The organism is Neptunomonas sp. (genome assembly GCF_016744175.1).
Taxonomy (GTDB): domain Bacteria; phylum Pseudomonadota; class Gammaproteobacteria; order Pseudomonadales; family Balneatricaceae; genus Neptunomonas.
In genome coordinates, this window is sequence record NZ_JADGEV010000027.1 from 27,160 (window position 1) to 40,942 (window position 13,783).

A 13,783-nucleotide genomic window follows, 5' to 3' on the forward strand; every position below is an offset into this window, starting at 1 on the left:
TGCCTAATATTTATGAAAAAGTGATTAGAAAATATCATCGTTAGCGGTGTTTAACTCTCTTCTAAAATAACGGGTACTGAAAGTCCCACTTTAACGGAGTCCATCACAACATTGGTTAAGAAATTACGAATGTTGCGGTTATCGAAAAACACCTCGCGAGTGAAGGCTTCGTAATCTTCCATATCTGTTGCAGTCACCACCAAAATGAAGTCGGCGCTACCTGTTACGTAATAGCATTGCTGAACAGCAGGATTTGCCTTCATCTCTTTTTTGAAGGTATCAATTAGATCTGCACGCTCACGCTCAAGTGTTACCTGTACTAACAAAGTGACTGGCCGGCCCGTCAGTTTAGGGTTAACGACGGCAATGTCTGCCTGAATAATGTTTTGTTCGCGCATACGTTTAATTCGACGTTGCACGGCGGCAGGAGATAAGCCTACCTGCTCGGCTATTTGGTCTGAGGTAGTTCTATTTGAGCACTGAATTATCGCAAGAATTTTCCGATCAAAACCGTCAATGCTTGTTGTTTGAGAATTATTCATAATGGGCCCTTTTCTCTATCTTGCCACATGATCCTAAGGTTATAAGGCTCTTCTGTAAAGAAATGGATGCTGTTTAGAAGTTGTGATGAATTTATGCATATTTTCAATTTTTTTGCGGTTAATCATCAGCAAGTGATCGTTATTACACGAATATCCGCAGATCAACGCCGTAACATTAACTCATAACTTATTCACCATCGAACAATAAAAACAGCACATGGCTATAGTCATGTGCAAAGGAATATGATGATGAAACTGACTACGGTTCAGCACAATCAACCTTTGGAGCATCTCGCTCCAGCGGGTCGTATTGGCGTTATCTCTTTAGCAACAGATTTTAATATTGAAGCAGATCTACACCGCATCTTTCCAAGTGATGTGCAGTTTTTTACCAGTCGTGTAAAGAATGTAAACCCACTGACTATTGAGAATTTACGCACGATGGCACCGGGTATTAGCATGACAGCGGATACTATTCTGCCAGGTGTCGAGTTGGATGCCATTATCTATGCCTGTACCTCCGGTACGATTGCTATTGGTGTTGAGCGTGTAACTCAGCTGATTAATGAGGTGCGCCCTGGTGTCCCTGTGACTAATCCGGTGACCGCTGCACTTTCTGCATTCGAATGCTTTGGTGCAAAACGGATCTCAATTCTTACGCCCTATACCGAGACTGTTAATCAAGAAGTTGCCCAGTTCTTCATTTCACAGGGTTACGAAGTCCTGAGCATTGCGGGTTTTGGATTTGAAGACGACACCGCGATGACCTACCTCACGCCGCAAGATATTACTGATGCCGCCATTGCCTGCTGTGACTCAAATGCAGAGTTAATGTTTATCTCCTGCACTGCATTACGGGCATCCTTGGTACTTGAAGATATTGAGCAGAGCCTAGGTATTCCTGTTGTTAGTAGTAACCAAGCATTGGCATGGCACAGCCTTTCGTTAGTGAAATATCCCGTTTCGGTCAATGGATTTGGTGCATTGCTACGCGAGCATCTGACGACTGATATCGTATCCGGTGAACTTGTTTAATTAGTATTATTGGAGATTGATCCATGATCATAACCCCGCAATTGATTACCCAGATGACAGAGTGGCGTCGTCACATGCATCGTTTCCCTGAGTGTGGATTTGATTTGCCATTGACCGCTGATTTTATAGCCGAAAAACTAGAAAGCTTTGGTATAGAAGTAACGCGTCATATCGGGCAGCAAGGCATTGTTGGTGTATTACGGTGTGGGAATGGTGACGCAAGTATTGGTTTGCGGGCTGATATGGATGCGCTTTTTATTCAGGAAGGCAATAGCTTTGAACATCGCTCCCGACATGATGGGAAAATGCATGCGTGTGGCCATGATGGGCATTCCGCGATGTTGCTGGGCGCGGCTTGTTATTTGGCGAAGACAAAAAGTTTTGATGGTACGGTGCACTTTATTTTTCAACCAGATGAAGAGCACGGGCAGGGCGCGCAGGCGATGATTGATGACGGCTTATTTGAGCGCTTTCGTATTGACTCTATATACGGGCTGCACAATATGCCGGGCTTACCTGAAGGGCAGTTTATGGTTCGTCCAGGCTCTTTAATGGCCAGTGAAAGCAGTTTTGAAATTGTTATTAATGGCGTTGGTGGTCATGCTGCTATGCCGCACCGGGGCATTGACCCAATTGTTGTCGGATCGCAAGTTATCTTGGGTCTGCAAACTATTGTATCTCGTAACCTCAGTGCCATTGAAGAAACCGCAGTAGTCTCAGCAACAGAGTTTGTCACTAATGGAACGGTGAACGTTATACCTTCTCAGGTGACGATTAAAGGCGATTGTCGCTGCTTTACTGAAGACAGTTTAGCGAAGATAGAACAGTGTATGGAGCGGATCGTTGCCGGTATTTGCCAGGCAGCCGGTGCTCAATACAACTTCACGTTTACGAACACATTTTACCCCACGGTAAATAATCCGTTACAGACAGAGCATGCCATCTGTGCGGCTATCGCCGTGTTGGGTGAAAGTAATGTCGAAACAAACTGTTTACCTCTCACTATATCAGAAGATTTTTCCAGCATGTTGCGCGTCAAGCCTGGCTGTTATGCCCTTATGGGCAATGGCGTGGAGTCTGTTGGTGGCTGTGCTTTGCATAATCCTGAATACGATTTTAACGACCGTATTCTTGAGCATGGAGCGCATTATTGGGTGCAGCTAGTCTGTGATCAATTGAAATAACCTTAAACCGAAAATTAACCTTAACTACAATCTAAAAAATAACCTTAATTCTAAAAATAAAATTTGAGGAAGACCCATGAAAACACTATTAACCACTGTATTAGCTCTAGGTATCAGCTTTGGCGTAAGCGCCGAAACATGGAAGTTTGCCTCTGAAGAAGACAAAAAGGATGTACAGGATATTTTTGCGCAATCTTTTGCTGAAACTATCAAAAAAGAATCGGGCGGGGATATTCGCGTTAAGGTTTATTACTACGGCCAGTTAGGTACTGAGAACGATATTGTCGAACTTGCGGCAAAAGGAACCATACAGTTTGTTTCAGTTGGAACCGGACATTTGGGCTCTTACGTACCGGAAGTTCAAGCACTCAGTGTTCCTTACGTATTAGGCACTGAGACTGATGTTGTACGTAAAGTGCTGACAGGCAGCAAGACTATTTATAATGATTTGGCTGATCGTTTTGAAAGTGTAAACCTTAAGCTACTTACTATGATTTCAGAAGGCGAAATGGCATGGGGAGCAAACAAAGCTATCCGTACACCTGAAGATTTTTCAGGGCAAAAAATAAGGACCTTCACTTCAACTATCCCAGTAGAAACGTACAAAGCTTTTGGTGCAACACCAACACCTTTGTCTTGGGGGGAAGTGTATGGCGCACTTCAGTTAAAAACGATTAACGGCATGGTTAACCCAATCTACTTTGTATACAACGCTAAGTGGCATGAAGTTCAAGACTATCTGATGTTCCCTGGGCAGCAGCCTTATGTAGGTACCGTATCTACTAATAGTAAATGGTTTAAGGAATTGTCATCTGAGAAGCAAGCGATGGTAAGTAAAGCGATTACTGTTGCTGAGCAAGCGGCACATGATTATCAACTACGTATCAACTCAGAAAACATGGATAAAATCATGGCTGAACGCCCTAATATGCAGATCGTGACCTTGACTGCTGAGGAGCGCGCACGCTTTAAAGAGCTAAGCCTGTCTTTGCATGAAACTTACTATGACGTAGTAGAAAATGCTTACGATAACGCAGAAAAAGCCGCTGCACGTAAGGGAGCACAAAAGATTCTTGGCAACTTGATCCAAGAAGTTAAGGACGCATCTTAATCCTGGATGATTATCAGGTAGCGTGGAGCTTATCAATTAGATAAGCCTCACGCTAATTGATTCATTAATGTGTCAGTTAGCTACAAGTGGGTTGTACTGCTTGTAAGGTGTGTTCTTATGAAAAAGATATTCCTCCAGATTAGCAACGTTACTGAGTGGATAGAAAAGTTTGTTGTTATCTCCTCGATTCTACTCATGATGGCTAATTCAACTGCCAATGCCATCGGGCGATATGTTTTCGGTAAGAGCCTATTTTTCTCAGAAGAGTTAAATCAGTTTTTGATCGTGGCAATCACCTTTATCGGCTTCGCCTATGCCGTGCGCAAAGGCCGTAATATCCGAATGACTGCTGTGTATGACTCTTTGGGATATACCGCGAAGAAAACAGTATCGATTTTGATAGCGATGATTACCGGCGTACTAATGCTTTATTTGTCTTATAAAGCGGTATTTTACGTCATTGAATTAAAAGACCTTAATCGATTAAGTCCAGCTTTGCAGTTTCCGGTATATATCATTTACGCCATTATCCCCGTGGGGTTATTTGTGGCGGGTATCCAGTATCTGATTACTTTCTTTATGAACATTACCCATAAAGAGATCTACTTATCGTTTGAAGTAATTGATAGATAATCGATAGTGTTGTGGGTGAAATATTATGAGTTCATTTTTTGAGTTTTTATCAGATGTTGTAGCGGGTGAGCTCGATACTTACGTGATTACTTTCGCGCTCGTCGTAACAATGATTGTTTTATTGTTCCTTAGTTTTCCTATGGTTGTGCCTTTAGCTGTTGGTGCATTGCTAGGGTTAGTACATTTTTCAGGAATAGATACCGGCGTGATTATTCAGCAAATGGTCACTGGGATCTCGCCCAATGCATTGATTGCTGTGCCGATGTTTATTTTGGCCGCCGATATTATGACGCGCGGCCATACCGCGCATAATCTTCTTGGTTTGATTGAGGCATTTGTGGGGCACCTTCGCGGAGGCTTACCTATTACGGCGTGTATTAGCTGTACTTTATTTGGTTCTGTATCAGGCTCTACTCAAGCGACGGTAGTTTCTGTTGGGCAGATCATGCGGCCTAAGTTATTGCAGGCAGGGTATAAAGATAGCTTTGTCATGGCGCTCATCATTAATGCGAGTGATATAGCCTTTTTGATCCCTCCAAGTATTGGTTTGATCCTCTACGGAACATTGGCAAACACCAGTGTGGGTGAGCTGTTTATTGCAGGGATTGGTCCTGGAATATTATTGGCCATTATGTTTTCTGTGTATTGCTATGTGTATAGCGTTTACCAAGGAGACAGCATTGCGTTGGTTGAAAAAACATCCAACAAACAAAAGCTGCTGGCCATTAAAAAAGCACTGCTGCCTCTGGGGTTTCCTGCCTTGATTGTAGGTGGAATTTATTCTGGAGCCGTTACGCCAACTGAAGCAGCATCTTTTTCAGTGCTCTACGCCATTATTGTTGAGTGCATTATCTATAGAGAGCTGAAATACAAAGATATTGTTGATGCAGCACTCAGTACGGGGTTAATTACCGCCGTGGTGTTTATTCTTGTGGGGATGGGGCAGGCGTTTTCTTGGTATATCTCGTTTGAACAGATTCCGCAGGACTTATTAGCACCGCTGAATCTTGAAGGTGCATCTCAAGAATACATTCTGTTTGTTATTGCTTTGAGCTTCTTTGTAGGGTGCATGTTTGTTGATTCACTGGTGGTATTGGTTATTTTAACGCCAATATTTGTACCTATTGTTGCGGCTGTTGGACTTGACCCTGTACTTGTCGGCGTGATGATTACATTACAGATGGCTATTGGTTCGGCAACGCCACCGTTTGGTTGCGATATTTTTACTGCGATAGCTATTTTTAATAAACCGTATCTGGAAGTGATAAGCGGTACTTTGCCGTTTATTCTGATTCTATTCTTTATGTCTGCATTGTTGATCTTTTTCCCGAGTATATCTCTGCTCTTGCGTGATTTGGCATTTGGGAACTAAACAGGCCGCACGACAATGCAAATAAAAATAAAAGTTGAGTAACTCTATGACAAATATACTGACTGCTCCATCGCGTGGCTTTGAGCATAGCGAATTTGAAATACGCACTGAGATACTGCAAAGCCGTATGGCAGCACAACAAATAGATGCTGTCTTTTTTACAACTGAGCCTGAGTTTCGCTACTTCAGTGGCTTTAAATCGCAGTTTTGGGAAAGCCCGACGCGACCTTGGTTTTTGGTTGTTCCTGCCAAAGGGAAGCCGATTGCCGTCGTACCAGAAATTGGTGTGGCTGGCTTTGAACAAACTTGGGTCGATGATGTTCGCAGTTGGCCATCTCCAAGGCCGATGGATGATGGAATAAGCCTGCTTGCTGATACCATAAAAAGTGTTGCTAATGGATCGCATAACGTTGGTGCGATGCTGGGCCCTGAAACACATTTACGTATGCCTGCAGCTAACTACCAGACTTTGCTAGAGCACTTGAGTTCACACCAAATGGTGGATGTGAGTGAGATAATACGAGACCTGCGTAGTGTTAAATCTGCCGCTGAAATAGACAAGCTACGTTTTGCCTGTGATGTGACGGCTGCGGGTTTTGATTATCTGCTACACAACTTAAATGCAGGTATGACTGAGCGCGAAGCCTGCAAAGCCATGCATTTGGAAATGCTGCGCTTAGGTGCTGATTCATGTCCGTATTTGATCTCAGCATCGGGACAGGGGGGGTACGACAACATCATTATGGGGCCAACAGATCGTAAGCTTATTCAAGGTGATGTTTTGATCATTGATACGGGCGCAAACTTTGACGGCTATTTTAGTGATTATGATCGTAATTTTGCTTTTGGTGACGTTGATCGAGCAACCCATGATGCGTATGAGGCTGTGTATGCTTCTACTGAAGCCGGTTTGAATATTGCAGCTCCAGGGCGCACTACAGGGGATGTATGGCAAGCCATGTGGTCAGTTTTGGAAAATGCCGGTGCATTAGGCAATGATGTCGGCCGTATGGGGCATGGTCTGGGTATGCAGTTAACAGAATGGCCATCAAATGTGGAGGGTGGCAATGTGATTTTACAGGCGGGGATGATAATGACACTAGAGCCTGGAATGACATTTGCTGCTGGGAAAATGATGGTTCATGAAGAAAATATTCTGATTACTGATAATGGCTGTGAAATGCTGCATAAACGCGCATGGTCAACGCTTCCTGTCATAAATCGCTAACAATACTGTCTATTCTTAACTGCCTGCACCTAACAATGGCTTTGCATAAACAGAGCCATTTTTAGTCATGCTCAATGGTAGGCCTTTTGAAAACATCAACCGCTTATATTCTGCAAGGTTTCCTATGAGCACAAACCAAGAGGGGGCTAGTGGCCGCTCGACTGGCATGTTGTACAGCTTAGTCGGAGCGCTTTTGTTAACTCCCGACGCTGTGGTTTTACGTTGGATCAGCATTGAACATGCTGAAGTATTATTATGGCGTGGTGTTTTTTTTACGTTAGGTTTTTCTCTCATAGTGCTAATGCGTCGTCGCTCAAAGGTATTCTCAGCTATAAGGCTGGCTGGTTGGCCGGGAGTGTTTTGTGGTTTGTTTTTTGCGCTCAATACTTATTTTTATACGCAGGCATTACTGCAAACAAGTGCGGCTGCCGCCATGATGATTATCAGCACTGCGCCCATATTTGCTGCGCTGATAGGGTGGTTTTGGTTGCGAGAACGGTTAAGTCTTAGTGTCGGTTTAACGATTGTTGTAACCATGATTGGTATGGCTATTATCGTCAGTGATGAAGGAGGACAAAACAGCTTATTTGGCAACCTTATGGCCGTTGGGTGTGCGGCTTTTATGGCCATTAATTTTAATTGGGCGCGCCGCTATGCGCCTCGTGATATATCGCCTGGTCTTATATTTGGTGGGGTGTTCGTTTTCATTTTTGGTTGGTTAGAAACAGGAGTAATACAGGCACGCCCTGGTGAGCTGGGAGCTATGTTTTTGTCAGCAGCGATTGCTATGCCCATTGGTTTTGTACTGCTACAAATTGCGCCGCGCTATATCAGTGCAACGAAAGTGAGCTTGTTTTTATTATTGGAATCAATCTTCGCGCCTGTTTGGGTGTGGCTAGTGTTAGATGAAGCACCTAGCATCACTACAATGGTTGGCAGTGCTGTTGTTGTTTTTGCTTTGTTACTTTATAGCTATCAGATGCTTAAGAGGTCAGGCGCGTTTAAGCCTTAGGTAATTGTATTTTTTGGTTTAATTATCAACACATCTTTTAAACTCTTTATAACTCTAAGGCGTATATATCCTTTTATAGAAGAACTACTATCAGATTAACTTACCTGTTTATGAGTCTAAAAAATGATTAAAAAAATACAGTATTACTTCGTTTTAAATTCTCCTTGGAGTTATTTTTCGGGTGCTCGCCTAGCTGAAATAGCTAAAGAACAGGATGCTTCAATAGACTTAAAGCCGGTAGTGCTTAAGGAGCTATTTCCTCGCACGGGTGGCCAACCTTTAAAGCAACGTTCTGAGCAGCGCCAAGCTTATCGATTGATAGAGTTACAGCGTTGGAGTCGGGAGCTAGCCTTGCCTATTCATCTTGAACCAACATTTTTCCCTGTTGATGAAAATCTTGCCGTACATACCGTGCTTGCTGCTATTGAAGGTAAACACGATGCCCTTAAGCTTGTAATTGCATTGGGGGCTGCGCTGTGGAGAGATAACCTGAACTTGGCAGATGAGCAAGTCATAAGGGATGTATTGGCTGCGCTACATTTACCAGTATCACTCCTGAATAAAGCGAAAGAGGCAGAGGGGTATTCTCAATTATTGAGTGAGAATACGGAGGACGCTATTTCCCAAGGTGTATTTGGAGTGCCATCGTTTGTTGTTGAATCTGAGATTTTTTGGGGACAAGACAGGTTAGCATTTCTTGAGAAGGCGTTGGCTTAACCGTCTAAAGAGACCCTTAAAAAGGGACTTTTAAAAAACAACAGCCGAGTAAATTGCTTTCAACGAGAACTAAAGCTAAAGTTTAATTGAATCTCATGGCAAATTGGTATGACCAATTTTCTTTAAGTCAAAATTAAAATAATAATTGAGTACGTTATGCCCAAACTCTCCTTTAAGCAAAAACTGATAGCGTTGATACTTATTACGCTTGTCGGGATTATCTGTATAAGTGTTGTTGCATTTAATACGCTATACACGCTCAATAGCGCAGCCTCACGTGTGTCACAACTGACTTCAGTTAGCGATACATTATCCAGTGTGCAGTTGGATATGATTACAACCGAGAATAATTTAGCTCGACTCAGTGATAAAAATGTTAAAGGATTTACAGAGAGTGCTGCAGCGCTTGCTAGTGAATATCAGCCTATTCTTCAGGAATATGCTAACCAAACTGATTCCTCGCGATTAAAAGAAGCATTACAGAATACAGAGAGTGCATTTCTTAAATACCAGACATCTATTGTTTCTCAAATAGAGTCAATTAAGAAACTAGGGTTCGATAATACTTCCGGTGTGATGCTTTCATTGCAGACAACTGCATTAAAGCTTAATAGCCAACTTTCAACATTCAGCACATTCCATAAGCTGTTTATAATCGCGCGCCAATTAGAGAAAGAGTATCTCATTGACCCTAATGATGCAGCCGCCGCAAAGTTGTTTAAGCAAATAGATTTGGTAGCAACAAGCATAAAAGAAGCAGAGTTCTACGATGCTTTTGGAAAAGACATTGAGGCTTATCAAGCGTCGCTTAAGCAAGTGACTGCTGCTGCTTCCATTAAGAGTACAACTCAACAACAGATGCTAAATGCTAGAGCTGAGTTTAGTAACATCAGCCAACGTACCCAAAAATTGGTAAAGACTGACTTACTAATAAGTGCACAGTCAAAAGCGGAAAAAGCGACTAGCAAAGCGGAGTGGACTTTAGGTTTAGTGAGTATTGGGGTTGGTATTATAGTAACGTTTATTTTGATTATGATTAGCCTGAAAACAACCCGAACATTAAAGCGAATCATTCATCACCTTCATGCTATTGCTCATGGAGAGCTTAACCAAACTATTCCTGTAAATGCTACGCATCAAGATGAGTTTGATCAGGTATCGTCTGCTGTGAACACGACAGCTAATGATTTAAGAACATTGATTGGGCAGGTTATTGGTAGCCAAAAAATGCTTAATCAACAAGCAGCAGAATTAAGTGCTTCTGTGCAAACTATTGCAGAAAATAACAGCATAGTGTCGGATCAATCTAATACCCTTGCTGCTGCAACAGAGCAGATCAGCGTTACTGCTAACCATGTGGCTGATAGTATCAAGAGTCTTAATAGTGAAACAGATAACGCGCACGGTGCTGCGGTTAATGGTGGTAATACAATACAACTAGCCATGCAAGCACTGACCAGCACCTCTGATATTGTTGAGCAGTCGTCTCAGCAGTTAGCTCAGCTGCAAAAAGACTCTCAGAAGATCGATAGTGTACTCGAAATTATTAACGGGCTAGCCGATCAAACCAATTTGCTGGCACTCAATGCTGCTATTGAAGCCGCGCGGGCAGGTGATGCCGGAAGAGGCTTCTCTGTTGTTGCAGATGAAGTGAGGTCGCTAGCTGAAAGAACCGTATCGGCCACGGGTGAAATAACGAAAACAGTGAGAGCGATACAAAAACAAACGGACGATGTAATCACGACCATGGAGCAAAGTCAGAGTAGTATCGATAATGTCAAAAAACAAAGCGATGATGCTCAAACTGCAGTAAGGCAGATAGAAGAGCAAACGCGACAAGCATCTCTCACGAGTAATGATATATACGACTCTATAGCTGAGGTTGCGAGAACCACAAGTGAAATGGCTTCAAGTATGGACAGCATCGCACATGTAATTGAAGACAATAAAGAAGCGTCTCAGGCTATCGTAGTATCGAGTGATAGTTTGCTGAGCAGTGCTGCCGATATGGGGCAGATGACCAGTAAATTTACTTTATAGGTTTAACTTAGCCAGCTCCGCATGAATATGTGGAGCTGCAATTCTTTATGACGCAGTAACCCCCCGCCACACACTGGAATCTGGCAGAACTGGGAAGTCGATCTATACTGCAAAGCAGCTCATTATTTTATGGGTTATTTTGCTTTCATTTCTCAGGGTAATGTATGAGCTTATTCAATGATATAAGTCGATTTCTTGGTAGTAGTACTGCGCAGAAACAGAACTTTCAGGAAGATTTATTACGCAGTTTATTAGTCATGGCGTGGATGGTTGAGGCGCGTGATCCCTATACGGGTGGACATCTTTGGCGGGTCTCTCGTTTTTCGCATTTATTAGCGAGTGCGTCAGGTTTACCTGACGCAGATATCGCTCGTATTGCGTTAGGTGGTTTTTTACATGACTTAGGAAAAATTGGTGTGCCTGATCATATCTTGAATAAGACCGACAGACTTACTGAAGAAGAATACGCTGTGATTAAAACTCACCCTGAAGTTGGCTGGCGCACGTTGGCGGGGCATCCTCTGGCTTGGTTGGCTGAGGCGGCTATTCGGTCTCATCATGAGATGCCCAACGGTAAAGGTTACCCTAATGGTTTATCGGGAGATGATATTCCGGTAGATGCACGAATAGTGGGTATTTGTGATGCCTTTGATGCAATGACAAGCACCCGGCCATATCGTCGTGAAATGCCCATAAAAAAAGCACTTTCTATTATTGAAGAAAATCTCGGCGGACAGTTTGATCGAGCCTTTGGTGAGCGTTTTTTGGCGCTAGGTGCTGCGGGCAAGCTTGATCATATTGTGGGGCACAGCGATGAAGGAATACCTTTACATGAGTGTTTAATGTGTGGGCCGACATTGGTGTTGCGCAAGGAACAAGCCGCCGGTGAGCATATTTATTGCAGAAATTGCACAGGTGAATATCTAGTACAAGAACAAGGTGGAATGCTAGTCACAACGCCAACAAAAAGATCTGGCAGTGCTAAAGACCTAGAGCCCGACGTTGATAATGCTTTAATCGCACGGGTTATTCACGAATCGGCCAGTGCGCTGTTGTTGAGAAGTTAATCTCCCTGCTATATGTACTCACTATTCGCCCATCTATGCTTCAGTGCTAGATGGGCGAGGTCTGTTGTGTTTACGCAGTATGAATCATCACTCGCTCGTTAATTATTCGTGTTTCCCAAACAGGTAAGCTAACCGCGTCATCCTCTAAACAACGTCCATCCTCAAGCAAAAAATGCTGTTTATACAGTGGAGAAGCCACAAACAGCTTTCCCTGTTTTGAGCCAATGATACCGCGTGACATCACATTAGCATTACCAAAGGGGTCGTACTGGCCAACGGCATATACTTTTTGCTCGCTAGGAAGGTAGAAAAGGGCGACTTGCTCTTTTTTTAATAGTGCACAGACTCCACTGTTAGCAACTAAATCACGGGTGCTGCACAGGTCGAACCATTCATTTTTAGTAGTCATTTTCTGCTCCTCATACCATCATTTTGATGGGTTCAGCGGTTGTTTTTTCTACTTCGTTAGCGGGACGAATTTGACCGCGATCTTCAATAAAGACAATATTATTGTCAGCTTTTTCGCTGTTAACGAAGGTTCGGAAGCGCTTTAATGCGTCTTCGTCGTCGAGAGTTCGCTTCCATTCACATTGGTAGGCGTCAATCACATGGTTCATTTGGCTTTCAAGTGCATCGTTCAAACCTAAGTGGTCGCCAATAACTACTTTTCTTAGGTAATCCAAACCTCCCTCAAGGTTTTCCATCCAGACAGATGTACGTTGTAGGCGCTTGCCTGTTTTAATATAAAACATTAGAAAGCGATCAATGTATTTCACCAGTGTCTCTTTATCCAGGTCGGTAGCAAATAGATCTCCGTGGCGCGGCTTCATTCCACCATTACCACACAGATAGAGGTTCCAGCCTTTTTCCGTTGCGATAATACCAACATCTTTGCTCTGCGCTTCGGCACACTCACGGGTACAACCTGATACACCAAATTTGAACTTATGTGGTGCTCGCAAACCTTTGTAACGATTCTCAAGTTCTATAGCGAGACCGACACTATCGTCCACGCCGTAACGACACCAAGTACTACCAACGCAAGATTTCACAGTACGAAGGGACTTTCCGTAAGCGTGTCCGGTTTCCATTCCAGCGTCAATGAGCTCTTTCCATATAGCAGGGAGTTGTTCAAGACGCGCGCCAAACAAGTCAATACGCTGCCCCCCTGTTACTTTGGCATAGAGGTTATATTTTTTACCAACTTGTCCAATGGTAATCAGTTGGTCGGGTGTGATTTCACCACCGGGAACACGAGGAACAACCGAATAAGTCCCATCTTTTTGCATGTTCGCCATAAAAGTATCGTTAGTGTCTTGCAGGCCAACGTGTGGCGTATCAAGAATGTACTCATTCCAGCATGATGCTAATAGAGAGCCGATTAACGGTTTGCAGATCTCACAGCCATGACCATGGCCATGTGTGCTCAGTAGGCTATCAAAGGTCTTGATCTCTTCAATACGAATGATGTTATATAGGTCTTCGCGGGTATAAGCGAAGTGCTCACAGATGTCAGTACATACTTCAACACCACGTTGCTCTAATTCGTAATTAACAAGGTCGGTTAATAGCTGGTTACATCCACCGCACCCTGATGCCGCTTTAGTGTCCGCTTTTACGTCGCACACGGTTTTTGCCCCACCTTCTATTGAACAAAAAATGGCCCCTTTTGTTACATCATGACATGAGCATATATGTGCAGTGTCAGGAAGTGCGCTGACACCTAAACCGGTTTCAGCGTCATCTCCCCCAAAGTTAGGCACGATTAACGTTTCTGGGTTGGAAGGTAACTTAATACCGTTGAGCGCATACTGTAGCAAGGTTCCATAATCATTGGCCTCA

General features: G+C 43.4%; 13 protein-coding genes. 10 read left to right on the plus strand and 3 right to left on the minus strand.

The genetic code is table 11. The features are described 5' to 3' along the window. Positions 1-50: 50 nt before the first annotated feature. Positions 51-542, minus strand: coding sequence for an Lrp/AsnC family transcriptional regulator (locus tag QZZ55_RS12895; RefSeq protein WP_293267749.1), 492 nt, complete (start codon positions 540-542; stop codon positions 51-53). Between the two features lie 243 nt (positions 543-785). On the opposite strand from QZZ55_RS12895, the gene QZZ55_RS12900 reads away from it, so the two are divergent. From QZZ55_RS12900 to QZZ55_RS12945, 10 genes are all read left to right on the plus strand, one after another. Beyond that, positions 786-1,577, plus strand: a complete 792-nt coding sequence (locus tag QZZ55_RS12900; RefSeq protein WP_293267750.1) for an aspartate/glutamate racemase family protein — start codon at positions 786-788, stop codon at positions 1,575-1,577. A 23-nt stretch (positions 1,578-1,600) separates the two neighbouring features. Continuing rightward, complete coding sequence (locus tag QZZ55_RS12905) at positions 1,601-2,761, plus strand: M20 aminoacylase family protein (protein WP_293267751.1); 1,161 nt, start codon at positions 1,601-1,603, stop codon at positions 2,759-2,761. A 76-nt stretch (positions 2,762-2,837) separates the two neighbouring features. After that, positions 2,838-3,872: a TRAP transporter substrate-binding protein DctP gene (dctP, locus tag QZZ55_RS12910; protein ID WP_293267752.1), complete on the plus strand. Its 1,035-nt coding sequence runs from the start codon at positions 2,838-2,840 to the stop codon at positions 3,870-3,872. A gap of 117 nt (positions 3,873-3,989) precedes the next feature. After that, a complete protein-coding gene (locus QZZ55_RS12915; protein WP_293267753.1) occupies positions 3,990-4,505 on the plus strand; it encodes a TRAP transporter small permease in 516 nt (171 codons plus the stop codon). A 25-nt stretch (positions 4,506-4,530) separates the two neighbouring features. Continuing rightward, positions 4,531-5,877, plus strand: coding sequence for a TRAP transporter large permease (locus QZZ55_RS12920; protein ID WP_293267754.1), 1,347 nt, complete (start codon positions 4,531-4,533; stop codon positions 5,875-5,877). Positions 5,878-5,923: 46 nt separating this feature from the next. Further along, positions 5,924-7,105, plus strand: coding sequence for a Xaa-Pro peptidase family protein (locus tag QZZ55_RS12925; protein ID WP_293267755.1), 1,182 nt, complete (start codon positions 5,924-5,926; stop codon positions 7,103-7,105). Between the two features lie 124 nt (positions 7,106-7,229). Beyond that, positions 7,230-8,117 carry a DMT family transporter gene (locus QZZ55_RS12930; protein ID WP_293267756.1) on the plus strand — a complete coding sequence of 296 codons (888 nt, stop codon included), beginning with the start codon at positions 7,230-7,232 and terminating at the stop codon, positions 8,115-8,117. 123 nt (positions 8,118-8,240) lie between these two features. Then, positions 8,241-8,834 carry a 2-hydroxychromene-2-carboxylate isomerase gene (locus QZZ55_RS12935; RefSeq protein ID WP_293267757.1) on the plus strand — a complete coding sequence of 198 codons (594 nt, stop codon included), beginning with the start codon at positions 8,241-8,243 and terminating at the stop codon, positions 8,832-8,834. Between the two features lie 156 nt (positions 8,835-8,990). Then, positions 8,991-10,874, plus strand: coding sequence for a methyl-accepting chemotaxis protein (locus tag QZZ55_RS12940; RefSeq protein ID WP_293267758.1), 1,884 nt, complete (start codon positions 8,991-8,993; stop codon positions 10,872-10,874). A gap of 164 nt (positions 10,875-11,038) precedes the next feature. Continuing rightward, positions 11,039-11,941 carry an HD-GYP domain-containing protein gene (locus QZZ55_RS12945; protein ID WP_293267759.1) on the plus strand — a complete coding sequence of 301 codons (903 nt, stop codon included), beginning with the start codon at positions 11,039-11,041 and terminating at the stop codon, positions 11,939-11,941. A gap of 70 nt (positions 11,942-12,011) precedes the next feature. Here QZZ55_RS12945 and nirD read toward each other — a convergent pair whose 3' ends face one another. Beyond that, positions 12,012-12,350, minus strand: coding sequence for a nitrite reductase small subunit NirD (gene nirD / locus QZZ55_RS12950; protein ID WP_293267760.1), 339 nt, complete (start codon positions 12,348-12,350; stop codon positions 12,012-12,014). A gap of 10 nt (positions 12,351-12,360) precedes the next feature. Continuing rightward, the coding region (nirB, locus tag QZZ55_RS12955) for a nitrite reductase large subunit NirB (RefSeq protein ID WP_293267761.1) at positions 12,361-13,783 on the minus strand (1,423 nt) is incomplete at its 5' end.